This is a genomic window from Burkholderia sp. RS01 (assembly GCF_039748055.1).
In the GTDB taxonomy this organism is placed as follows: domain Bacteria; phylum Actinomycetota; class Actinomycetes; order Actinomycetales; family Micrococcaceae; genus Arthrobacter.
Map to the genome: position 1 here is coordinate 21217 of NZ_JBDLAK010000009.1, position 24108 is coordinate 45324.

Below are 24108 nucleotides of genomic sequence, written 5' to 3' on the forward strand. Positions count from 1 at the left end.
GTCTCGCTATGCGCGGGCACTTCCCGTTGTCGCAGTACGGGCGGCAATGGCGAGGGTGAAGGCTGTTGCGAGCCCGAGTATCGTCCAAGCGTAAATTTCCCAGCCGGGGAGGCTAGTGGTGGCAAGCCAGCGGATGGCGTAGTTGGTGGTTGCGCCCACGGGAAAGGTAAACACCCAGAACGCTGGTGAGAAGGGCAGCTTGCGATATTCGGGGAGGAGCATGACCTGCAGTAGCGCCATGATTGCCAGCACGCCGGTGAGCCCAAGCTGCGCGGCCCCCATTGGACCGGGGTGTGAGACCATCCAAGCGATGTTGGCCGTTGCAGGCGCAGCCAGGTATGCGGACAGTCCGGTCTTGGCTGCTGGTGCCAGCGCGCCTCCGGTCATGAGCCGGACGGTGACGACGGTGCCCACGACAAGCCAAAAGAACACGCCGACGCCAAACGCAGCCATGGCCGCATCATGGACGTGGAGGCTTGAGAATCCGATGCTCGCAACGAAGGACCCGGCAACGACAGGCAGCAGGTAGCCGGGATGGATGGACTGCATCGATACCCCGCCGGTGACCCAGTGTGCGAGAAGTTGTGCGGCGACGATGGCCAGGGCGGCGATGAACGCCCCACACAGCCAGGCACCCCAGGGCGGCAGGTACTGGCTGTAGTGGGAGGAAAGCAGGATCCCGATGAGTGGAATAAAGGATGCGAAAGGCCCTGCCACCTCGTGCTTGAGGTCAGAACGGAATGTTCCTTTCCGCCGAAGGCCCCGGAACACGTACGTGACGGTCAGGACCAGCCACAGGGCGGTGGCTGTTCCGTAGAGAATTTCCTCCGGCCACACCGGGGATCCGAGAGCCCCCCTGGCAGCGGACCAGCCGCCGCCCAGACCGGCAAGCCCCAGCGGTACGCCGAACCGGCTCAACTCATGCATCCCTGGCTCGGCGTTCAAAGGCTCAGCAGGTTCGTGAGCTGCAGGTGCCGGGGCAACAGTGGCGGCACTAGGTGTCATGGTGTCAGCGCCTCCGGTTGGTGGGGAAAGACGAGGAGTGTGCTTGTGGCGGTGGCGAGGAGTTCACCCTCGGTGGTGCAGAGGCGGCCCTCGGTGAAAATCAGCCGCGAACCAGCTTTCACCACTGACCCCTCTGCGCGAAGGGCGCCCTGCCGAAGCGTGACGGGCCGCAGGTACTTCACCGCCAGGTCGATGGAGGTGTAGCCGAGACCTGCTGCCAAGGTGGTGTGTGCTGCGCAGCCGAGGGCCGTGTCAAGGAGAGTGCAGGCCAGGCCGCCGTGCACCATTCCAAGGGGGTTGTAGTGGGCTTCACTTGGACGGCACTCGAATTCGACGTGCCCATGTTTAGCTTCGACGAGATCGAACTTCATCAGGGACGCGATCGGCGGCGGCGCTATGCTGCCCTCGCGGAGGCCGGAAAAGTAGTCCAGACCCGACAGCCGTGGCAGCTGCTCGAGCGCGATTGCCGGGTCCATCCAGGTGAAGGTCTCCGAGCGCTCTGCGGAGGTGTTGCTTGTCATGAATGTATCTCTCTGAGTTCTTAGGAGGTCTTCAGGCTTTGTCGGGTCATGCCGGGGCGCTGGCTGCCAGCGCCGGGTAAAGATCGGAGATCGCACCAGAGAGGCCAAGCTTCACGCCGGCAGTGATGTCATCCACGATGACCTCGTAATCTCCCTGCTCGAGCGCATCGAACGACTTCCGCACGACTTCCTCGGGAGAAGTTTTTGGGGCATCGACTCCCTTCGCCATGGCCGTATCGATGTAGCCGACGTGCACGCCCGTGACGTGCGTGCCTTGGGGAGCCAGTTCCACCCGGAAGGAGTTGGTCGCGGACCACAGCGCCGCCTTTGACGCGCTGTAGGCGCCGGTGAGCGCGATCCAGCTGAGCGCCGAGTGGATGTTGAGGACCACTGACGTCCCGCTGGCCGCGAGCACCGGCGCGAATGCCTTGGTAAGGGCGACCGGCCCGAAGAAATTGGTCTCCATCACGTTTCGGAATTCCTCGTCAGGCAGTGCCAGGAGTGTGTCCGATTCCACGAAGATGCCGGCGTTGTTAATCAGGACCGTGACGTCCGGAGCCTGCGCCACGGCGGCCCGGATTGAGGCAGGGTCGGTGACATCGAGAGCGAGAGGGATGACGCGGGAATCGTTCCATTCCTGGGGATGCCGTGCCGACGCGTAGACCTTCGCAGCGCCGCGGGCGAGGGCCTGTTCCACGAAGTGGCGGCCCAGCCCCCCGTTCGCGCCGGTGACAAGGACGACGGCGCCAGACAGCTGTGGCATGGATTCTCCCGATCTCAGACAGGGCGGCGACGCGGTTGCCGCTGCCTTCGAAAGTAAGGTTAGCGAAGTTGGTTTGATTTTCCAACTCACTTGTATACTTACAGAAAGCACTGAAAGCAGGTAAGTCATGACACCAACCGATACGGCCAGGGATGCGCCCAGGGCGTGTTTCATCGCAGCAGGGCTCGAGGTACTGGGGGAGCGGTGGGCGTTGCTGGCGCTTCGGGAGATGTCCCTGGGCGTTCATCGTTTCGATCAGATAGCCCGAAATACAGGCGCGTCCCGCGACATCCTGACAAACCGGCTGCGGACACTGGAAAACCATGGCGTTATTGAGCGCGTCCAATATTCCGAGCGCCCCCCGCGCCATGAGTACCACCTCACAACTTCCGGGGCCGAAGTTGCTCCCATCCTCATCTCACTCGCGGCGTGGAGCAGTACCTGGATGCGCGACGAGACACCCCGCGCCTCTTACCGGCACAGTTGCGGGGCCGACCTGAATCCGGTGCTGACCTGCGCCGAATGCGGCGAGGAATTCAGAGTGGGCAGTCTGATGCTGGGACCGCTGGTGTCAACGGCCGACGCCATCCCGGTCGACCAGTAACGACAAACCGGAAGGGCGAGGATGGGACATCCCGCGGTCGTCCGCAGTAGCGGCCGCACGAACCAAGGAATTTCAATAAGACATACATCAAGAGGAGATAAATGTCCGCCAATCCGGCAGTAGTCACACTGGAGATAGTTGACTTTGAAGACCCCAGAGCAGCCCGTCTGCGGGATCTGTTAACAGACGAGCTTCTCGCCCGATACGCTACCGAAGAAGAACCTCATCTTTCCGAAGCAGCGCAGAAAGCGCTCTCCGTACCACCGCAAGATTTCATCGCCAACGTCCTGGTACTTAATACCGTAGGTGAAGCCATAGGGCACGGCGCTCTCCGCCGGTTGAATGGGGAATGGGAGGTCAAGCGGGTCATTACAGACCCTGCAGCCCGAGGTATGGGCGCTGCGACCGTACTCATGGCGGAACTCGAGAGGATTGCCGCCAGTGCCGGCGCCCGCCGGGTTATCCTGCAAACCGGGGGTAAGCAGCCGGAAGCTGAAGCGTTTTATCGAAAACTTGGATACAGGCAGATACCCACTTATCCTCCCTACGAGCACGCCATCCCGTCGTCGATCTGCTTTGCAAAAGAGCTTCAGCCTAGGGAGGACCGACTCCCGTCCATTCTCGGCCAGGAATAGAGGTCCGGCCATGGGGGAGAAAAGGTCCATCTCTAACTTGAGCTATTAGTCTCGCTCGAACCCCGATAGTGGGCCTTCCGTAAGCTACGACGGTGGGGCAACGGCGCATCGACGGCGCCGTGTTCGGATGCGCATCCGGTTCGTTTGACGATCACTCTGTCGCCCGGGTTCAGGTGGATCCAGTTGTGGTAACTGAGCAGGCGGGTTTGGGGTACGGGGAACGGGACGTCCACTAGCTGGGTGGCTGCATTCATGGTGTTCCTTCCGGTGGATTCGGCGTTTCCGTCCACCAGGTCCGGGTATATAAGGATGGGCGGGGCGGGCACCCGTGTGCACGCCCCGCCCTTTTTCCTTTAGCACTGCTAGGTCAGTTCTGGGGTACTACTTGCATGCTTGGGGGCTAGCGCCTCCTGCTCGGCGAAATTGTCTTCTGTGTCCGCTAGGCCCTCCTTTTTCTGCACCCGGCGGGCCCATGCTGAGGTGACGATGGGGCAGAGCACTGCGGAGACGACGACCGAGGCCGCCACGAGGACGGTGGCGTGTTCCGCGGCTGGCGCGTAGACGGGGTTGGCCGTGGCGATGATGGCGGGGACGAGGGCCGCGTTGCCGGCTGTGGTTGCTGCGGCGAGACCTGCTACGCCGTCGCCGCCGGTGAGTTTGTCGGCGAGCAGCAGCACTGCACCGCCGGCGAAGACCACGAACAGGCCAAGGGCGATGCCGAGCAGTCCTGCTTCGACGACGGCGTTGAGGTTGATGGTCAGGCCGAGGGCCAGGCCCAGGAACGGCACCATTGCCGGTACCAGCGGGGCCAGGAGATGCCGCATGTTCTTGTCCAGGTTTCCCAGGAGCATGCCCAGCGCCAGCGGGAGGATCGCGCCGACGAGTGCCTGCCAGGGGAAGGCAGCGAGGCCGGCGATGCCGAGGGTGACCATGGTCAGGAAGGGGCCGGACTCGAGCGAGAGGATGGAGTAGGCTCCGGCATCGCGTTTGCGGCCGAACTGTCCCATCAGGGAGATGTAGAGCCCGCCGTTGGTGTCGTTCAGGGCGGCGACGAGTGCGAGGGTTGACAGGCCGGCAAGGATTCCGGAGTCGATGGGCGCTTCGCCGAGGAAGCGTCCGGTGATGACGCCGATGAGGATGGCGAAGAGGATTTTTGAGCCGAGGAGCACGCCGCCCTTTTTGAGGATGTAGGGCGTTGATTTGACTTCGAGTGTCGCGCCGAGGCAGACGAAGAACACGGCCAGGAGGGGCGGAAGGCCGGTGAAGAAGGCCCCGGTGAAGGATCCGAAGAACTTTCCGGCGTCAGGTGCCAGGGTGTGGATGACGGCGCCGATGCCAAGGGGCACCAGCATCATGCCGCCGGGTACTTTTTCCAGGGCTTTCTTGATGGGAATCGACATTGATTTCTCCTGTGAATAGCTGGGGGCTTTGGTTGGCGCGTTCTGCGGGGCAGATTCGCGGGTGGGGGGGGTGTGTTTAGCCGAGGCCCGGGATGAGCAGGACTTTGCAGGCGTCGCCGGTGAGCAGTTCGACGGCTTCGTCGATTTCGCTGAGCTTCTTGCGGTGGGTGATGAGCCAGTCCAGCTCCAGCTTTCCGGAGTCCAGCAGCTGCAGGCTTTGTTCCCAGGTTTCCCAGAGCCGGCGTCCGAAGATCCCGCGAAGGGTGATGCCTTTTTTGTTGATATAGGCGGCGATGTCGACTTCGGCGGGGCGGCTGGGGTGGCCGACGGTGATGACGGTGGCTTCGCGGCGGACGGCTTCGAAGAGGGTTGTCAGAGTGCCGGGGGCCCCGGAGCATTCGAAGGCGACGTCGAAGCCGCCGCGGCGGCCGGTCAGCTCGCGGGAGCGTTCGACGATGCCGTCATTGGGGTGCAGGGCTGTCGCACCGAGCTTTTCGGCTTGGGCCCTCCGGTAGGGGTTGGGGTCGACGGCAATGACATGGCTGGCGCCCATGAGCAGCGCCAGGTTCACCACGACGAGACCGACCGGACCCGCGCCGCTGACAAGCACCGCCCGGCCAGCGACGGAGTAGTTGGCACGCTGGATGGCATGCACAGCCACACCGGCTGCCTCGAGCAAGGCTCCGGACTCGAGCGACAGGCCGGTGGGGAGCTTGACGCAGATGTCCTGCGGCACGGCGGCGTATTCGGCGAAGACACCGTCGATGTGCATGCCGAGGATGCCGGTGCGTTCGCAGGTGTGGGCGTCGCCGGTGCGGCAGGGGAAGCACTGGCCGCAGGTCAGGTGGCTTTCGAGGGCAACCTGGTCGCCAACCTGCAGTCCGGTGACACCGGGTCCGACCTCGACGATGGTTCCTGCGCCTTCATGCCCGAGGATGACCGGAAGGTTGAGGTTGAACGCCTGGGCAGAGGGGGTCCATTCATAGAGTTCGCGGTCGGTGCCGCACAGGGACGCGGCTCCTACTTCGATGACGACTGTGCCTTCTGTTGCCTTGGGGTCGCCGGCGTCGGTGACGTAGGTGACGCCTCGCTCTGCTGCATTCTTAACTACTGCCCGCATGGGGGCCGCCTTTCATTGGTTCTGGTGACGCGTGGAGGAATTGTGTTGGGGGGATCAGCCGGGGAGTTGGCCGGCGAAGCGGCGCAGGATGTCGGGCGGGCCGACTTGTCCGCCCTTGAGCAGGAGCCTGCACCCGCCGACAGCGGAGGCTCCGCTGGCCTGCAGGATCGGACCGGCCGTGACGAACTGGTCGGAAACGCGCAGCTGGCGTACGCCCATGGCGATCAGTGCATGGCTGGAGGTGTCACCGCCGCAGACGGCGATGTCACGGGTGAGCCCGGCATCAGCCATCCTGGCGGCGATGCCGCCGATCAGTGTGCCCACGTAGCCGGCGTCCACCGGCGTCGATCCGTAGCGGGGGTCCGCCGCGCCTCGGGTGGTGTGAACGACAACGTTCCTCCCTGCCCGGAGGGCAGCCGAGACCCGTTCATCGAGGGCGGCCACGAGCGTGGAGCCATCGCGCTGCAGCAGCTCGGCAGGCACCGGAACGTCCTCCCAGCCATTGGAGACAGCGTCGTTAATCTGTTCCGCCGTGGTGCTGGACGCCGAAGCGCTCACGGCCAGCACCGGTCCGGTCGGGCGTTGCGGTCCGGGTGTGCGCGGAGCCTGGTCCGAGATGGACCGTGCCAAGGCTGCCATGATGCCGCCGGATCCCACCACGATCGAGGGACCGTGGCCGTGTTCCTCCCGGGTGAGGGCTTCTGCGATGGCGTCCATCTGGTGTTCGTCCACGGCGTCGACCACAAAGGCCTGCGCCCCGCGTTCCCGCCGCCGGTCCGCCCAGGCATCCTTGAAGGTGCCGTCGTCATAGGCGGGCAGGTGGATCGCCCCGGGCACCTGGCCGCCGCCGAGCTGTTCGGCCAGGACCTCGCGGAGGTCCGCCTCGGACATGGGCGTGGAAGGGTGCCGCGACATCACCGGATGGCGGTCCAGCCGGTAAATCTTGCCGGCGTAGGTCGCGTAGTGGTTGCTGAAGGCTGTATAACGACCGAAGCCCGGCTGCGCCGGCACCACGGGAATGGGGCCGTGCAGGGGGAACTGCTCATGGAGCAGCTGAATCCCGCGGCCAATGCTCCCGACAGTGACGGAGCTGTCGAACGTGGAGCAAACCTTGTACAGCAGCACGTCCAGATTCAGGGCCGCAATCCCGGCAAGGTCACGGGACACCAGGGTGTCGAATGCTGTTCCGGACAGGGACCGTGCCGGACCTGCGAACCCGACGACGTCGGTGTCCGTAGGCAGCGGCGCGTCCCCGATGACCAGCGCAGCTTCCAGGCCGTAGCGGTGGGACTGGGCCAGGACATCGGCGGCTCCGGTGAGGTCGTCGGCGACGAAACCAAAAGCTGGCATGTCAGGCACCCTTCCCAAAAGTCTGAACGGCGTGCAGGAGAGCATCGTCCCCCGTTGAGGCGAGTTTGTCGGCCGCCGACTGCAACGGCACCCCGTTCACGGCCGCTTCCCACGCCTGGCGCAGGCTCCGCACTCCGGCACCCGGGCCGTCCGGGTGGGCCGCGACACCGCCGCCGGCCAGCATCATCAGGTCCGTGGACCCCACCGCGTCAAACGTGGGACCGGGAGTGGTCACGTTCTGCCCTGAGGACAACACAGGCAGCGGTGAAATGGTCTGTCCGAGGGGGTCGAGCAGGCTCCGGATGTTGGCCGCGACCTCTTCGTCCAGTTCGTAGAACTTACTGCCAAGACCGCTGGCATGTAGGTGATCGGCGCCGGCGAGGCGGGCCATCTGCTGCCAGACCCGGTAATCCATGCCCAGGGCCTTGGACCGCATGGAGGCGGCGAGGCCGGCACGGTGGCCGTGAATGGGGACCTCCGCGAAGCTGCGCAGCAGGGCCAGGGCGGGCAGACCCATGACCGGGATGTTCAGCATCACGCAGCGACCCCCGGCTTCAACAACCAGGTCGTGGCGCTTCCGCAGTCCGGCGAGGTCACCGGTGATGTTGAAGGCATACATGGTGGAGTGGCCGGTAACCTGCTCGGCGGCGCGGATTTCCTCGGTAGCGACCGCGACCCGGCGTTCCAGCGGCAGGTACGCCGGATCAGTCATCAGCTCGTCGTCCTTGATCAGGTCAATGGACGCCATCGCCAGATCCCGGACCACCAGTCGGAACTCGTCTTCCGAGAGCCCGACGTTGGGCTTGACGATAGTGCCGACCATCACGCCCTGAACGTCGCTGATGAGCTTGCGCGTCCCCTCAATCCCGAAGGCCGGGCCGGGATGGGCGGCGACGAAGTCCTCTGGCAGCTCAATGTTTTGGAGCCGGCAGGCATACAGGTCGCCCAGTTCGAAGAGGTTGCCTGCAATGGCGGTCTGCAAGGTCGCCAGGTCGGTTCCGACGTTCTCCATCGGGAAGTCGACGGTTACCAAGGCAGCGCGGACTTTTTCCGGGTTTGCACGTGACGGCAGGGAAGGGCGGCAAAAGCCAAGCTCCTGCACATCGGATATCCGGGCGGCGTGCCGTTCCCGGATCCGGGCCGATTCGCCCGGGACCGGCAGGAAGGTGCCGCTGGACTGCTCGCCCGCCATGATGGCGGCGGCCTTCCCGGGGTCAATCTCGGACTCTAGATAGTAGGTGCAACGCACCGAGCGCGGGTCGCGCATGGACTCTCCAATTCGAGGGGGTTTTGAAACTCACGTATCCGACTGTCACCTGCAGGTACTTTCACTTCGCTCACGCGCCGATGCGGGCTTAAGCAGGTGACTCGCACTTCGGGTCCGCGGCATCTTCTGTGATCCCTTGGCCGAAGTTGTACGTACCTTTGATACGTACAATAATGGGTGGCGTAGGTCACGTCAAGCCCGGCTGATAACACTGCAGCCCGCTAGGAGGCAGCGGGAGGGCTAAGATTTGCACAGCGGCAAAGGAGTTAGCGTGAGTTTGGAACCAGCAGAAACAGCGTCGGAGCCGGCGGGACGCAGCGGTGGTTTGAACCGGGAAGCCGGAGGCCCGCTCCATGCACAAATTCGGGACATCCTGCACCGGCAGATCGTGGACCTTGCACTGTCCCCGGGCTCCTCCCTGCCCACTGAAGAAGAACTGCAAAGGCAGTTCGGGGTCTCCCGCAGCGTCGTGCGTCAGGCGCTGTCAGGGCTTGCCGACCTCGGCTTGATCCGGCGCCAGCGGGGCCGCGGCAGCGTGGTGGCTGCGACACCTGTCCTTCGCCGGCACGTTCAGCGCGCGGGCGGTCTGGATGAACAGGCGGCCGCGCACGGCCAGCGCCTGCGCACCCATGTCCTCAGCGTAGAACCTTCCGAGCCGCCCCAGGCAGGCATCGAGGCCCTCAACACCACCAACACCTGGAAAATTGAGCGGGTCCGCTACCTCGACGATCTTCCCGTTGCCTTCATGCGCACCTGGGTCCCGCGGGACTTCTTCCCGCATTTCACCGTGGAATTGCTCGAAAACGCCTCACTCCTCAGCCTGATGCGCGACCACGGTTACCACCCCGCCGGTGGACCCCGCCAGGTACAGGCGGTGTCCTCAGATCCTGACCTGGCACGGAAACTGAACATCAACACCCGGGAGCCACTGCTCCTGCTCCAAGGTGTAACCCGGGACGCCCTCGGCCATGGTCTCGAATGGTTCAACGTCTGGCACAGCCCCAACACCGTTTTCGACGTCGACGCGCAAGTCACCAGCCAGCCAGGACGCGTCTCCCAAGAGCACCTCCGCCGCCTGCGGAACCTGACCCAGCAACTTGAATCAGAACTAGCCGACCTCGAACGAGGAGCACACTAAAGCGCGCCCCCACGGCCAACCGACGTCTGACATCTATCGGGACACCTCAAGAGTTGGAGTCGACGCCGGCAGGGAGCCGGCGCAGCCTTACCGGCCGCCAATGCCTACTCCTGTTTGGACGTTGCTTGTCTCATAACCTATGTGCCTCAAATCCCTAGGGTGGTGAGACGGCAGGGTGTTGGAGCCTCAACCACAACGTCGCTCCCCGCATTTGTGCTCTAGATGGGCATCACTCCTCCCGGGAAACCCGAGCCAGTCGCTAACCGTTGGATTACCGGGCCACCGCTTCACCATCACGAGAGTCCGCCTTACCATTGAGGTGCTGGGGCGACGGCGCCGTTGCAGGTCTGGCCGGACGTGGTGTCGCAAGCGGCCAAGAACCTGTCATCTCGTCCCGAGCGGATGGCCCGCAATGCGCACGAAGAATCACGTCTGGAGGCGGGCGGCCTTCGCCGTCATCCTCGCCGTCTCTGGCTGTACCTACACCACAGACGACACCATACCGCCACCAACCTCACCGAATCCCCTGGCTCCCTTGGAGAAGCAGGTCCAGCTGTTCATGGACCAAGGCGCGGTGGCCGCCGTCGTGCAAATCCGGTGGCCGGAGGGCGAGTGGTCCAAGGCATACGGCGTGCGCGACCTCGAGTCCAGGACTCCGGCGCAGCCGATGGACAGGGTGCAGATCGCCAGCGTCACCAAAACGATGACAGCCGTGGCGGTGCTCAAGCTCGTCGACGACCACCTCATCGGCCTCGACGACCCCGTCAATGACGTCATTCCGGGGTTCACGTCCGCGCTCAATCCTCCGGGGCCGATCACAGTGAGGCAGCTGCTCAGCCACACATCCGGGATGCCCGAGGTCAACGATGCCCTGCCACGCGATGTCGACTTCCGTTCCGCTAGCTCCCGTACGCTGACGATGGAGCGGGGCGTTCAGTTAGCCGGGACCCTCCCTTGGACCGCGGCCGGCGTCGGGTCCTTCGCGTACTCGAACACGAATTACCTCGCTCTCGGTCTCCTGATCCAGACACTGCGACACAAGCCCTTCGTCGAAGTCATGCGCGAGGAGGTCTTTGACCCGCTCGGCTTGAAGAACACCAGTCTGGACCGTCTCGACCTCGACGAGACCGGACTTTTGCACGGCTACGTTACCCTCCGCGGTGAACGCGTCGACACCACAGACAACATCTTCGCGGTCGGCTCTCCGGCATCGGGGGCCGTGTCGACAGTGGAAGACCTGAACCACTTCATGGCCAGCCTCTTCCAGGGACGGGCGCTCTCTGCGGCGTCGCTGCGGGAGATGAAGACTAGCCCCGGCTTCGCCCCGTACGGGCTGGGCCTGTGGGAGCACTCGGACGGATGCTCGGTCGAGTCGCGGCACGAAGGCCGGGGCTCCTTCTGGGATTACCAAACGGTCGCAGTCAGCAGCGGCGACGGGCGCTACCAGGCCGCAATGACCGTCACCACGCCACCGATGCCCACCGAGTTCGAGGACCCGTCCAGCCAGAACAAGCGTGTCCTCCTAAACGGCCAGATCGAGTCCACCCTCAATGAGACCCTCGACCGACTCTGCCAACCAGCCAACTGAGAATGCACGCGGAGCTGCCCATCAGTCACGCTTCGCTCCCAAGAGTTCGCTCTTCATGACGACCCACGTCCCGGTTGAGCGGCACCAAGCGATCACAGAACGACGACGGCGCTCGCCGCTGCCGGCCCCTCGCCCGCCGGGACGGGCGCCGGCGTCGTTAAACCGCGCATAGTCAGCCGTTGAGGATCTGCTCGCGCAGGATGTCTGCGTGCCCGCAGTGCTGGGCGAGTTCGCGCAGCATGTGAAGGTACACCCAACGCAGCGGGAGCGGACCCCTCCGGTTGCCGTGGACCAGATCGTCCAGCCCCAGGGAGGCCGCCGCGCGGCGCGAGGCCTCGCACGCCTCCCGGTGGGCTTGCTGGACGCTGGCGACGGTATCGCCGTCGTCGAGGATGAACGACTCATCCGGCGTGGCCGGGATGCCGATCTCGGCGCGGGTACGGCACGTGATGGCTTCGTCGAACCAGACCTTTTCCACGAAAGTGGCGTGCTTCACCAGGCCGAGCAGGGTGGTCCGTGACGGCACCAGGGAGCGCCGCGCCTGCTCCTCGGTCAGGCCGTCCAAACAGTCGTTGAGCGCGGCACGGTGCTCGTCAAGGAACGCTTCGAACTGGGCCCGGAGCGGCTGGCTGAAGACGTCCGGGACGAACGTGGCGGGGAGGCTAGGCATGAGTGCAGTATGCCAAGGCCGCCGTGCGGGGGCAACGAGTACAGGGCCGGCTGCTTGTGCCGCTACTGCACCTGAGGGCAGGGGCATCCCACTTCCTCAGTGACGCATCAACCCCCTATTTGGGGTGGGAGTGATGTGACTTGCGGGTCGACTCCCACTTTTTCCTAGGGCGCGACGCTGACAGTGGGGTGGTCCTGACGTTGAGGGTTTGGGAGCCCCGCTCAGGACCACCGGGCCCGATGCTTTCCCCATCTGCACCGGACACGGCGCCTAGTCCAACGACGGTCTGAAGCAGGTCTCAAACATGCGCGATCATCACGAAACTGGGGGGTTGACTCGCGCCCCGGCTGCAGGGGTGTCCTCCAGGCGAACTTCGCAGCGGCAACGCCGGCGGGCGTGGAGTGCGCTTTTGTCGGCAGCCCTGGCATTCACCGGCCTGTCCGTCAGCGAAGTCGCCGCCGCGGACGTCGGCACGATCGGCCGCGACACGTTTCGCACCGGGTGGGACAGCACCGAGAGCACGCTCTCGCCGTCGTCCGTCGCGTCCTCGAACTTCGGCAAACTGTTCTCCACGGCGGTGGACGGGCAGGTCTACGCCCAGCCGCTCGTTATCGGCGGCACGGTGATTGCCGCGACGGAAAACAACGCCGTTTACGGGCTGGACGGCGTCACGGGGGAGACGAAGTGGCAGCGTTCCCTCGGGCCGGCCTGGCCGGCGTCGACCGTCAGCTGCGGTGACCTCGCGCCCAACATTGGAATCACCTCCACTCCGGTCTTCGACCCGGAAACAAACAGCGTCTTCCTGCTGGCGAAGACGAACGACGGATCCACCCCCCAGCTCCCGCACTGGTACATGCACTCCCTCGACCAGGTGACCGGTGCGGAGAGGCCCGGGTTCCCTGTCCTCATCAGCGGCGCCCCCACCAACGATCCGACCCGCCCCTTCAACGCGATGACCGCCATGCAACGGCCCGGGCTGCTGCTCATGAACGGGGTGGTCTACGCGGGCTTCGCCAGCCACTGCGACTACACCCCCTTCGTCGGCTACGTCATAGGCGTGTCGACCAGCGGACGGCAGACGACGATGTGGGCCACGGAGTCAGGCAACGCCAACGCGGAGGGCGGAATCTGGCAGTCCGGCGGAGGGCTGGTATCCGACGGCCCCGGTCAAATCCTGTTCGCCACCGGGAACGGCATCTCCCCGAAGGCCGGCCCGGGCAACTTGCCTCCCAGCACCCTGGCGGAATCTGTGCTCAGGGTCCAGGTTGGAAGTGACGGCAACCTGACCCCAACCGACTTCTTCAGCCCCGCCGGCAACCTCAAGCTGGACCAGAACGACGCCGACCTGGGTTCCGGGGCCCCGGTTGCCATTCCCGACGGCTATGGCACCGCCGAGCACCCGCACCTGCTGGTACAGGTGGGCAAGGACGGGCACGTCTACCTGCTGGACCGGGACAATCTGGGCGGCATGGCGCAGGGGCCAGCCGGAACCGATGCAGTCCTCGACGCGGCCGGACCGTACAACGGGGTGTGGGGGCGGCCCGCGTTTCTCGGGACGGACGACGGCGGGTATCTCTACACCATCGAGAGCCGGGGGTTTCTGCGCGCGTTCAAGCTTGTGCCGAGCGGCGACGGCGGGATCAGGCTCGCCTCCGTCGGGACGTCCGCGGGCACATTCGGGTACACCTCCGGTGCGCCAGCGGTGACCTCCTCCGGCACGGACGGGTCCTCCGCCCTCGTCTGGGCGGTCTACTCCACCGGCGCCACCGGGGTCAACGCGGAACTGCGGGCCCACCGCGCCCTCCCGGACAGCACCGGGTCCATCCAGCAGGTGTTCAGCGCCCCGATAGGCACAGCCTCAAAGTTCTCCTCGGTGGCCACTGACAACGGTCGCGTGTACGTCGGCACCCGCGACGGCCACGTGCATGGCTTCGGCGCCCCGACAACTGCAGCCGTGGGCGCGACGGACACCGACCTCGGCACGGCCGAAGTGGGCGCCACCCAGGCCGGCAATGTCACCCTCACCGCCACCCGGGCGGTGACGGTCAGCTCCGTCACCACAGGGGCGCCGTTCGGGATCGGAGCTTCGGGCAGCCCGACCGGGACCCTGCAGAGCGGCGAGAGCCTGACCGTCCCGCTGACCTTCTCGCCGACGGCTCCCGGGCAGGCTGACGGCACGCTGAACGTCAAGACGGCCGACGGCGAGACCGTGCTCCTGGGCATCCACGGCGTCGGCACGCGGGACGGCCTGGGCGCCACCCCGGCCGCGCTCCAGTTCACCAACGTGCCGACCCTGACCAGCAACCGGCAAACTGTCAACATCGTCAACACCGGTGCGACCGTCGTCGAGATCACCGGCGTTACCCTGCCGGCGAACGCGGAGCTTGGCGTCGATACGGCCACCCTTCCCGTGGCGGGCCAGCAGATCCAACCTCTCGCGTCGGTTCCGGTGTCTGTGACGTTCAACCCCACGACGGCGGACCCGGTGGCCGACTCGCTGGTCATCGCGAGTGACCGCGGTGCCGTGACCGTGCCGCTGACCGCGACCGCAGTGTCCGGCGCGGCGCACCTGGAGATGCCGCCCTCGCTGGACTTCGGTGACGTCCCCGTCGGAACATCGGCCACGGCGGACTTCACTATCCTCAACACCGGCAATGTCCCGATGACGATCACCAAGGCGAAGGCGCCGCTGGGAGTCTTTTCGACCACCGCGCCCATCTCCGAGGGCCTCACCGTTCCCCCGGGTGAGTCCGCTTTCCAGAGCGTGACCTTTACACCGACGGCGCTGGGGCAGGCCGGCACCCTGGACACCTTCTATCTGATCACCGCGGATGACGGCCAGGGCGCGCTGAAGGTCATGCTCACCGGCAACGGCACCGACGACCCCATCGCCGTCAAGGCACAACAGATCGGGGCCGGCCGGCCCTCGTCGTCCCTCGGGCGCGCGCTCACCGGACAGTACGCCGTTGCGGACGGAAAGTGCCAGGACTTCGTCAGCGGTGTGATCTGCTGGTCACCGGCGACGGGTGCACATGAGGTCCATGCTCCGATGTACAACAGCTACAAGGCCGCGGGCGGCGTTACGGGCATGTTCGGCTTCCCGGCCACCGACGTGACGGTCACGCCGGACGGGGTGGGGCGGTACAGCCACTTCTCCGGTTCGGGCGGGGCTTCGATCTACTGGTCAGCGAAGACCGGCGCGCATGAGGTGCACGGTCCCATCCGGGCGTTGTGGGCGTCGCTGGGTTCGGAGAAGGGCCTGCTCGGCTATCCAACCACCGACGTGGGCGGCACCGCGGACGGGGCGGGACAGTACAGCCACTTCTCCGGTTCGGGCGGGGCCTCGATCTACTGGTCGCCGAAGACCGGCGCGCACGAGGTCCACGGAGCGATCAGAGCCAAGTGGGTGGCACTGGGCTGGGAGAAAGGCCCGCTCGGCTATCCAACCACCAACGTGGGCGGCACTGCAGATGGGGCCGGACAGTACAGCCATTTCTCCGGTTCGGGTGGGGCTTCGATCTACTGGTCGCCGAAGACCGGCGCGCATGAGGTCCACGGCGGGATCCGGGCCAGGTGGGCGGCGCTGGGCTGGGAGAAAGGCCCGCTCGGCTATCCGATGACTGACGAGATGGGCACTGCGGACCGGGTGGGGCGGTATGGCCACTTCTCCGGTTCGGGTGGGGCTTCGATCTATTGGTCGCCGAAGAGCGGCGCGCACGAGGTCCACGGGGCGATCCGGGCCAGGTGGGCGGCGCTGGGCTGGGAGAAAGGCCGGCTCGGCTATCCAGTCACAGACGAGTACTCGGTTCCGGGCGGCCGGGAATCGGATTTCCGCGGGGGCCGGCTGGTCTGGAAGGCGCGGACAGGGGTCATTAGCGGATAGCGTCAGGGCAACCAAACACGCCGTGGAGACGGATTACCCTGACGAGATCTGCCGCTTGACCTGCTCAAGCTCGTCTTTGAGCAGGTCAACGGTGGCACGGTATTTTTCGAAGTCCGCGGTTCGGCGCCTAGCCGCGGCGAAACTGATTCCGGCGGCGAGAATGGCAAGCGGGAACGACAGCAGCAGGGCCCAGCCGGCAGCGGCAAGGAAGTCCAGCGCTATGGGAAGTGCCTGCTTGAATGCCAAGAACTCGTTCACCCCGCCGACCACACCGTTCAGAGCGGAGTCCAGGGGGCCCAGAAACTGCCCCACGACTGGCGTCCCGGAAAACGACGGGGCGCTCAGCGGAGTTTCTTCCCCGGTAGACCAGCGCGAGTCACTGAAATGGTTCAGGACGTAGATCCCGGCACCCGTGTTGAGGGCCGCGAAGAGCAGGACGGAACCAAGTGCGGTCCAGTGAAGCCGGCGCGGACGCCAGACGCCGGCCACAAGCGCGAAGACGGCGGCCGCAACCCAAGAAAAGATGCGGAGTTCGTCGCGGCTCATGCCGCCCAGTAGATCCAATGAATTCCCCGCTCTTACAGTTGGAGTCGATGCTTGTTCCGGTCCCAAGCGAGACTATCCCAGCGGTACGAGTTCCGAACTCCTTAGGCGGAGGACGCCGGGGCGCTCTCAATACCGAAGTGCCATAGTGCGGCGTCCAGGTCCTCAGCCCGCCACCCTCGTGAGTCTGCAGCGGCGCGGATCACGGCCGACATGTTGGCGTAAGAGGTGTCCTCGATGCCGGCGGCCTCGGCCACTCTTCGTATCCGTGCGTCAGTGGTCACCTGCGGTGAGAGTCCACTGAGAACGTCGATGTAATCCAGCGTCTTCGGGCTCACGTGACGTACGCCTGCGAGGGCATCACGAAGAACCGGCCTTTCAGCCGGGTCAGCGAGCCTGGCTCGGAGTTCCACTACAGTTTCGATGCCCTGATCCTCAAACACACAGGTTAAGTCGTCTATCTGAGCGAGCCGGCCCGGCGATGGCCAATCGATGACTTCCGAGAGGGTTCCCGTAGCGAGACGTTTCCGGAACCCACTCGTGGTTCTTGCATCCGGCCATGCGGCAACGAGAGCGTCAACGCGCGGCTTCACGGTTGCCTCGTAATTCTGGCGTCGCTGCAAGGAGGCATCGACAATGATCGCTCCGATGGAAGCCCAACCACGGCTAACCTCAGTCGAGGCGTCGATGCCGTGGGAGTCAATGAAGGCTAGGAGTTTGGCGGTGTCGCCGTCGATAGTCATACGTGAATACTTCCACGGAAAACAGGGTGGTCGCGGAGCGCCGCCAGCAGCTGGTGGAACTGCTGGGCCGCCCGGTGGTCAGCGGGGGACTACGACGGCGGGACCGCACACCATGCGCTGCCCCAGGGTTCAGGCGACCAAGTGCGTAACGAGCGACGAGGGAACGACGAGGTCCACCGGTGCGCGCGGCTCACGCACAAGGTGCGTGGCAGTTCCTCAAGATTGGCTCAACGTTGACGCATGATCAACGCAGATTTCGTTTTCCCGGCACGGAGAGAAATACGCTTCTCATTAGCTACATTTCGGCTTAAGCAAAGGGCCCGGCTATTTGCCGGGCCTTTATTTAGTTGGGGAAAGAATGTCGAACTATGAGACCCGCCTGGGGTCACCGATGCCCGGGCGGCCGGGGCAGAAGCCACCGCGTAAGCCACGAGCCTCCACATTCATTGTCGGGGGCGTTACTGCGCTGTTCATGATCGCGGGGGCGTTCAGCGGCGGATTTGGGGGCGCACTGGTCTTCCTGTCCATCACGGCCGCCCTCACCGGCCTCTATGTCCTGGCCACCGGACGCCCTTCCTGGGCGCGGCTCCCAGCCAAGCGTAAGGCGGGGGCCATCGCCCTTGCTGTCTCCTTTGCCCTCTTTATCGCCGGTGCCGTCGCGTTGCCCCGGACCGCCACGGGGAACCTGGAAGCTGCCTCATCGGAGAGCACTTCCTCGCCAGCCTCCGCTGCAGCGAGCGCGTCGGCAACAGCGACGCCGACGCCGTCTTCCACTCCAACCGCCCACGAGACGGGCGAACCGCTGGATCCTGACAGCCCTTACCTCTTGGCGCAGGGCGTCAAAGTGACGGCTCCGAAGACGCAGCCTGCCTTCGCCACAAAGGCGATCGACCTGCTGGCCACCCTTCCCGTCAAAGGCCGGGCACCCAAGACGGGATATGACCGTGCGCTGTTCGGACAGGCGTGGGCAGACGCTGACCGCAACGGCTGCGACACCCGTAATGACACCCTCAAACGCGACCTCACGGCTATCACATACACCAACAGCGTCCCCTGCAAAGTGCAGTCAGGCATGCTGGCGGACCCCTACACGGGCACTAGCATCAACTTCCTGCGGGGGGCTGCGACCAGCTTTGCCGTCCAGATCGACCATGTCGTTGCCCTCAGCGACGCATGGCAGAAGGGGGCACAGCAGCTGACCACGGAACAGCGGACAGCCTTCGCCAATGACCCGCTGAACCTCCAGTCGACAGACGGCCCGACCAACATGAAAAAGGGCGACGGCGACGCGGCCACCTGGCTGCCGCCCAATAAGGGCTTCCGGTGCGAATACGTTGCCCGGCAGATTTCGGTGAAGGCAACGTACAGCCTGTGGGTCACCCAGGCGGAACACGACGCGATGGCCAGGATCCTGGCCGACTGCTCCGCCCAGCTCGCACCAACAAACGAGAAGGCGCCAGTCGTCGCGGCGCCGGCGCCGGCTCCTAAGCCTGCACCCGTGGTGGCACCTGCCCCAGCACCGGTAGTTCCGGCCCCGCCTGTGGCGCCTATCCCGCCTGTGGCGCCTATCCCGCCTCCGGTAGCTCAGGCACCGGTTGCCCCGGCCCCGGCCCCGGCCCCGGCTCCTGCGGCACCGGCTGCCGCCTACTACGCCAACTGCGCGGCGGCGAAAGCCGCCGGTGCAGCACCGCTGTACGCCGGGTCAGCGGGCTATCGACCGGCGCTGGACCGCGACTCCGACGGCGTTGCCTGCGAACGCTAGACCGATTTCATCACTCAACAGTTTCAATATTTCCAAGGGGGAAAAATGAAAAAGACTCTGACATTAGTTGTGCTGGCCGGCCTCATGCTGACTGGATGCGGTGGCAAGCAAGCGGCAGGGCAAACGACAGAATCAGCAACCGCTGTTGCAGAGGTTGCGGAGGTTGTCACGGTTCCAGGCGTGATAGGCCTGACCCTGGATAAAGCCACGGATCAACTGGAAGATCTCGGGCTCAAGGTCGAGGCTGAGGACACCGTGGACGGCAAGTCGATCTTTGTAAAGAAGAACTGGCAGGTAGCGTCCCAGGACGGCGCCGAAGGCGCCCAAGTGGCAAAGGGATCCACGGTTCACCTCGGCGTCAAGAACCTTGACAAGATTGCGGCGGAAAAGGCAGCGGCGGATAAGGCTGCTGCGGACAAGGTGGCCGCCGAAAAGGCTGCTGCCGTAAAGGCTGCAGCTGCGAAAGCTGCCGCGGACAAGGCTGCAGCGGACAAAGTAGCGGCTGATAAAGCGGCGGCCGACAGGGCTGCGGCTGATGCTGCTGCCGCTAAGTTGGCGGCCGAACAAGCGGCGGCGCAGCCGGCCGTCCCGCAGGCGCCGCAACAGGCTGCCCCGCAGGCACCCGCCTCCGCCTACTACGCCAACTGCGCCGCAGCAAAGGCAGCAGGAGCCGCACCGATCTCCGCGGGTCAGCCCGGCTACCGTGCAGGGCTTGACCGCGATAACGACGGCGTTGCCTGCGACAAGTAGCCACAGCCTCCAAAAATAACTGCTCTGCCGTGGATGCCTTCCTTCGGTTGGAATGCATCCACGGCGGACCGCTTCAGGACTATGAGTCCCGCCCCCGCCAAACCCATGAACATCGTCGTTGACGGTGCTGCCGCCCGACCTCCGTGGGCTGCATCATCACCCTTCGAAAGGCCCCATCATGACACAACCCCACCCCGACCCGAACGCGGCCACTCCGGAAGGCTACGATCCGCCGGCAGCTGCACCATATAAGAGCGAACAGTACCCGACCGGGTCTCAGCCGCAGCAGCCCTACGCCGGCCCGCAGCAGCCGTACCAGCAGCCCCAGTACCAGAGCTATCCGCCGGCGCCTCAGGCGCCGCAGTACCAGGGTTACCCGCCGGCGCCCTTACAGCCGCAGTACCAGCAGCAGCCCCCAATGCCGAACCCCGCCTACGGCTACCCACAGCCGAAATCAAAGCTCGTCGCTGGGCTTCTTGGCATCTTCCTCGGTGGACTCGGCATTCACCGCTTCTACCTGGGCTTCACCAAGATCGCCGTTATCCAGCTCATCCTCACGCTCATCCTGGGCGCGTTCACCTTTGGCATCGTCTGCCTCTGGGGTGTCATCGAAGGCATCATGATCATCGCCGGTTCCGCCCACTTCCAGCGGGACGCGCACGGCGTTCCGCTCCGCGACTGATCAGGGGGATCACCTTGGCAGAGATCATCCATGATAGGTCGGACCAGCTCGAGCAGATCAGGGCCGGCCTGCTCCAGGGCGAAATTGTTTACGCGGTCTACGACTGCATCGGTGTCGGCACCGGCTTTGTCGGCATCACGAATATGCGTGTCATCCTCCAGGACAAGAGCTTCGTGGGCAACAAGCTCGCCATCGTGTCGGTGCCGTACAAGAACATCCGGTCCGTCTCCATGCTGTCGAACAAGTCGATGATGGGGCGGTTCGCATCGACGTCCAGCATTGGCATCGACACCGGCGGGAGCGTCAAGGAAGCGGACTTCCGCGGCGACGACAAAGCCAGGCACGCCCATGACCTGATCCTCTGGAACGTGCTGAACACCAAATAGCAGTCTTGCCCAAAGGGTGGCCGGTCTATCTGGCCACCCTTGCTGTTCCCCGATCAGGGCTGTTCTGCACACATCGCCGGTGCGAGCACAAACGCAACGTCCGAACTCACCGGCCGCTTTAGTGCCCTGGCTCAGCAGAGTCCAAGTCCGACGCGCCGGCCCGTCAATGCGGCATGCGGAATCCGCGTCAAGATGTCAGTCCGTTGATATATGGTCAACAAATGCCGCACTCAATCCTGCCCAAGGGTGGAAACTCGACTCTGCCAGTACATAACGGCGAAAGACTGTCCGTTGATCTTAAGTGGCAGTCTTCGAGCTCGAATTCTGATGTGGACCTCTTCCTTATCATGGTCAATTCCACTGGACGAGTTCTTTCCAATGAGGCGGTCGTTTTCTATAATCAGCCGCGATATCTCGACGGAGCAGTTGAGTACATCGGCAGGAAATCTGCGCGGGCTGGTGCCCAGGAACACACAGCAATGATTTCGCTGTCCCAGATCCCTGAGATCGTCCAGCGAATCGCAATAGCCGCCAGCCTAGATTCTTCGGAGCAGGTCCTGGGCCAACTGCTGGATCTGCGCCTGGTAATAAAATCACCCTCCGGAGTGTCTTTCGAAGTCCCTGCCTCGGACTTGTCCAATGAAAATGTGGCTGTGATGGGTGAGATCTACCGCAGAAACGGTGACTGGAAGATTCGCAGCGTGTCGCAGGGATGGACAGGTGGTCTCGAAACCTTCCTCGATGGGCACGGGGTGACACTGGGCGGGGAGGTTTCGCCTGCCGTCTCGCCAGATCACTTACCCCGTGAACCTGACCAGCAGCGCCTAAATGAACTCCATGACCTTGAGCACCGGATACGCGAAAAGGAGGCGGTGCTAAAGGAGCTGCAATCCATGATTGTCGAGACCCGGGAGATCAAGCTCCTCCAAGAACTTGGCATCTACGAGTTCGCGCACCCGTTGGACGACGCCATCAAATACAAGGACCGCCTGGACCAGTTACGCACCAAAGTGAAAGAAACCGCGAAGGAGCGTGGTGTGATGGGCGCTGCGAACTGGGCAGTTAACGGCAGTCTGCAGGACGGCGCCCGGATGGTCCGCGAGCAATGCCGACTGATGTTGCGGGCATACAACGCCGAAGCCGACAATTGCGTCCGCACCGTCCGCAGCCACAACCTTGAGCCCACCGTAGCAAGATTGACGCGTGCAAAAGACTCGATTCAGAAACTGGGTCGAAGCATGGCCATTCAGATCACGGAGGAGTACCACGATCTCCGTCTCGATGAAATCCGCCTCACCGCGGACTATCACCTGAAGGTCGCCGAAGAGCGTGAGACTCAGAGGGCCCTTCGTGAGGAACTCCGCGAACAGGAAAAGGTAGAACGCGAGCTTCAAAAGGCAAGAGAAAAATTCGAGAAGGAACGCGATCAATACGAAGCGGCTCTGCAGATAGCGATTGGCAGCGGGGATGCTTCGGCCATCGCTACGATGCAGGCACGGCTCGAGCAAGCCGAACTCAACCTTCGCGACATCGAGAACCGGGAAGCGAACGCCAGGGCTGGGTACGTCTATGTCATTTCGAATCTTGGTGCCTTCGGCGACCAGATTGTGAAGATAGGCATGACGCGCCGCCTTGAGCCAACGGAGCGAATCCGCGAACTCAGCGGAGCGGGAGTCCCGTTCCTCTACGACATTCATGTTCTATTCTTCAGTGACGACGCCGCCGGCTTGGAGGGGCAACTTCACCGGGAATTCGAAGACCGTCGCGTCAACCGAATCAACCTACGCAGGGAGTTCTTCTATGCCACGCCTCACGAGGTCCGTGAAGCGGTGCGAAGAATTGTCGGGGCTACAACCCTCGAATTCAGGGAAGAAGCCGAAGCCTCCGAGTTTCGGCGCAGTATGTCGATGTCCAAGGGGGAATAGTGGGATTCAAAAAAAGCAAGTCGTTTAAGGTGATGCCGGGAGTGCGCATCCGGGTCTCGACGAGCGGAGTAAGCACCTATGTGGGCGGCCGCAAGACTACGCCAAGAAGGTCTCCGGCTTCTTCAAGGCCCGCTCCCGGCAGAACGCTGGCACCGACTCCGGCACTGGCGCCAGTCCGGCCAGGGATGTTCGCGCCGAAGGAGGAAAAAGCCCTTTTCACCTTTGTCTCCCAGCCGGAGGCGTTGAGCCTCGACGAGGCTGTTCTGGCACACCCGCAATACGCAAAGCTTGGAAACGTTCTGCTGGGTCTCCGGCATCTCATCCACGGACGGACTGACCCGGCAGTTGAGTACCTTCGCGCGGGTCTCTCCCTAGACGGAGGTTTGGAAACGCACGCGTTTACCCAGAAGTACCTCTCCGGCTACCGGCTGACACTCGGCATTGCCGGCGGCGTTTCAGTCGAGTTGCCTCTGTCGCACGATGCCACGACCCTGGCGCTTGCCGAAGGGTTGCAGATCCAGGACCAGACCCAAGCGGCTGTGTACTACGTCGAGGCCTTGGACCCGAGCTATCCCGCGCTGTTGAGCCTGGCTGACCTATATATCGATCTGAAGGACTGGAACGAGGTTCTTCGACTCACAAACGGCGTCGTCGTTGATTCAGAAATCACTGCCCTGCTCGCGATCTTCCGGGGCAAGTCACATCTGGCACTGGGTGAACTCGTCGCTGCCAAGGAATGTATCAAGACGCTGACAGGGAGCAAGAAGTACGGAAGCGGGTTGCGGTTTCAGGCATTGGCTCTCCGTTCCGAGATCAGCTTGGCCGAGGGAGCATTCGCGCGCGCAATGGCGGACCTAGAGAAAATCCTGGCGGAAGACTCCAGGGTCTCTGGCGTGCGGGAGGCAATTACCCGGATCCAGCACCGGCAACAAGAAGTCGAACAAGAAAAGTCCGATGCCGCGCGGCAGAAAGAGCGCGCTGCGCAACAGAAACGCGAGCAAGCCGAGCGCGCCAAGGATGAAAAGCGCGCCGAGGCGGAAAGAATCCGGGCAGAAAAGGCGGCCGACCGGGAGCGGCTGTTGGCCCGTCGGGTGGCCCAGAAACCAGCCCTGCAGGCGGCGGTCATTGATCTTTCCTTCGATGAAGAGGCCCTGCCTGCCACCAGCGAGCCAGCATCAGCTCACTCAGAAGCTGGGGGACTTTTGCCCGGTTTCTACCCGGACCCAGAGGAAGTTGCTCCCTTCCGGTACTGGGACGGTTCAGCGTGGACGTCGAGAATCAGAATGAAACCGTAACGACTTCCACCAATTTTGACGCCAGCCTGACAGTCCGGCGCACGTTGATGTGACGGACCGCAGGTGAACGTGGGATCG

Annotated in this window: 21 protein-coding genes; 11 read left to right on the forward strand and 10 right to left on the reverse strand. The window is 64.0% G+C overall.

The features are described 5' to 3' along the window. Positions 1–6 precede the first annotated feature (6 nt). Genes ABFP37_RS10140 through ABFP37_RS10150 form a run of 3 tightly spaced genes read right to left on the reverse strand, consistent with a single transcriptional unit; the run spans position 7 to position 2289 of the window. Positions 7–1005 (reverse strand): hypothetical protein, encoded by a 999-nt coding sequence (locus ABFP37_RS10140; RefSeq protein WP_347033470.1) that lies wholly within the window; start codon positions 1003–1005, stop codon positions 7–9. Continuing rightward, complete coding sequence (locus tag ABFP37_RS10145; protein ID WP_347033471.1) at positions 1002–1526, reverse strand: PaaI family thioesterase; 525 nt, start codon at positions 1524–1526, stop codon at positions 1002–1004. The genes ABFP37_RS10140 and ABFP37_RS10145 overlap by 4 nt, the downstream gene beginning before the upstream one ends. A 46-nt stretch (positions 1527–1572) precedes the next feature. After that, positions 1573–2289 (reverse strand): SDR family oxidoreductase, encoded by a 717-nt coding sequence (locus ABFP37_RS10150; protein ID WP_347033472.1) that lies wholly within the window; start codon positions 2287–2289, stop codon positions 1573–1575. Positions 2290–2416: 127 nt separating this feature from the next. On the opposite strand from ABFP37_RS10150, the gene ABFP37_RS10155 reads away from it, so the two are divergent. Both ABFP37_RS10155 and ABFP37_RS10160 read left to right on the forward strand, forming a co-directional pair. Next, positions 2417–2893, forward strand: a complete 477-nt coding sequence (locus ABFP37_RS10155) for a helix-turn-helix domain-containing protein (protein WP_347033473.1) — start codon at positions 2417–2419, stop codon at positions 2891–2893. Positions 2894–2994: 101 nt separating this feature from the next. Next, positions 2995–3528, forward strand: coding sequence for a GNAT family N-acetyltransferase (locus tag ABFP37_RS10160; protein ID WP_347033475.1), 534 nt, complete (start codon positions 2995–2997; stop codon positions 3526–3528). Positions 3529–3890: 362 nt separating this feature from the next. Here the strand turns inward: ABFP37_RS10160 and ABFP37_RS10165 are convergent, their stop codons facing one another. The 4 genes from ABFP37_RS10165 to ABFP37_RS10180 all read right to left on the reverse strand — a co-directional run bounded on the left by ABFP37_RS10165 (position 3891) and on the right by ABFP37_RS10180 (position 8665). Beyond that, positions 3891–4928: a 2-keto-3-deoxygluconate permease gene (locus ABFP37_RS10165; RefSeq protein ID WP_347033476.1), complete on the reverse strand. Its 1038-nt coding sequence runs from the start codon at positions 4926–4928 to the stop codon at positions 3891–3893. Between the two features lie 76 nt (positions 4929–5004). Continuing rightward, entirely contained in the window at positions 5005–6048 is a 1044-nt protein-coding gene (locus tag ABFP37_RS10170) for an alcohol dehydrogenase catalytic domain-containing protein (protein WP_347033477.1), read from the reverse strand. Between the two features lie 54 nt (positions 6049–6102). Continuing rightward, positions 6103–7398: a four-carbon acid sugar kinase family protein gene (locus tag ABFP37_RS10175; RefSeq protein ID WP_347033478.1), complete on the reverse strand. Its 1296-nt coding sequence runs from the start codon at positions 7396–7398 to the stop codon at positions 6103–6105. Between the two features lies 1 nt (position 7399). Continuing rightward, positions 7400–8665, reverse strand: coding sequence for a RuBisCO large subunit C-terminal-like domain-containing protein (locus tag ABFP37_RS10180; protein WP_347033479.1), 1266 nt, complete (start codon positions 8663–8665; stop codon positions 7400–7402). A gap of 271 nt (positions 8666–8936) precedes the next feature. On the opposite strand from ABFP37_RS10180, the gene ABFP37_RS10185 reads away from it, so the two are divergent. Then, positions 8937–9803 (forward strand): GntR family transcriptional regulator, encoded by an 867-nt coding sequence (locus tag ABFP37_RS10185; protein ID WP_185982331.1) that lies wholly within the window; start codon positions 8937–8939, stop codon positions 9801–9803. 412 nt (positions 9804–10215) lie between these two features. Next, on the forward strand, positions 10216–11391 hold the full coding sequence (locus tag ABFP37_RS10190) for a serine hydrolase domain-containing protein (protein ID WP_078027700.1): 1176 nt from the start codon (positions 10216–10218) through the stop codon (positions 11389–11391). 172 nt (positions 11392–11563) lie between these two features. On the opposite strand, the gene ABFP37_RS10195 is transcribed toward ABFP37_RS10190, so the two are convergent. Continuing rightward, entirely contained in the window at positions 11564–12061 is a 498-nt protein-coding gene (locus ABFP37_RS10195) for a DinB family protein (RefSeq protein ID WP_347033480.1), read from the reverse strand. 409 nt (positions 12062–12470) lie between these two features. Here ABFP37_RS10195 and ABFP37_RS10200 point away from each other — a divergent pair, with 409 nt between their 5' ends. Continuing rightward, the gene (locus tag ABFP37_RS10200; protein WP_347033481.1) at positions 12471–15944 is read left to right on the forward strand and encodes a choice-of-anchor D domain-containing protein; all 3474 of its coding nucleotides are present in this window, start codon (positions 12471–12473) and stop codon (positions 15942–15944) included. Between the two features lie 33 nt (positions 15945–15977). Here ABFP37_RS10200 and ABFP37_RS10205 read toward each other — a convergent pair whose 3' ends face one another. Next, complete coding sequence (locus ABFP37_RS10205; RefSeq protein WP_347033482.1) at positions 15978–16490, reverse strand: hypothetical protein; 513 nt, start codon at positions 16488–16490, stop codon at positions 15978–15980. Between the two features lie 101 nt (positions 16491–16591). Further along, a complete protein-coding gene (locus ABFP37_RS10210; RefSeq protein WP_347033483.1) occupies positions 16592–17230 on the reverse strand; it encodes a hypothetical protein in 639 nt (212 codons plus the stop codon). Between the two features lie 472 nt (positions 17231–17702). On the opposite strand from ABFP37_RS10210, the gene ABFP37_RS10215 reads away from it, so the two are divergent. The 6 genes from ABFP37_RS10215 (at position 17703) to ABFP37_RS10240 (ending at position 24030) form a co-directional block, all read left to right on the forward strand. Beyond that, entirely contained in the window at positions 17703–18992 is a 1290-nt protein-coding gene (locus ABFP37_RS10215; RefSeq protein ID WP_347033484.1) for a DUF1524 domain-containing protein, read from the forward strand. Positions 18993–19076: 84 nt separating this feature from the next. Then, positions 19077–19742: an excalibur calcium-binding domain-containing protein gene (locus ABFP37_RS10220; protein ID WP_347033575.1), complete on the forward strand. Its 666-nt coding sequence runs from the start codon at positions 19077–19079 to the stop codon at positions 19740–19742. A gap of 178 nt (positions 19743–19920) precedes the next feature. Beyond that, a complete protein-coding gene (locus tag ABFP37_RS10225) occupies positions 19921–20424 on the forward strand; it encodes a TM2 domain-containing protein (RefSeq protein WP_347033485.1) in 504 nt (167 codons plus the stop codon). A gap of 14 nt (positions 20425–20438) precedes the next feature. Continuing rightward, a complete protein-coding gene (locus ABFP37_RS10230) occupies positions 20439–20810 on the forward strand; it encodes a PH domain-containing protein (protein WP_347033486.1) in 372 nt (123 codons plus the stop codon). 221 nt (positions 20811–21031) lie between these two features. Further along, positions 21032–22735, forward strand: coding sequence for a DUF4041 domain-containing protein (locus ABFP37_RS10235; RefSeq protein ID WP_347033487.1), 1704 nt, complete (start codon positions 21032–21034; stop codon positions 22733–22735). 185 nt (positions 22736–22920) lie between these two features. Then, entirely contained in the window at positions 22921–24030 is a 1110-nt protein-coding gene (locus tag ABFP37_RS10240; protein WP_347033488.1) for a DUF2510 domain-containing protein, read from the forward strand. The last annotated feature ends 78 nt before the right edge of the window (positions 24031–24108 follow it).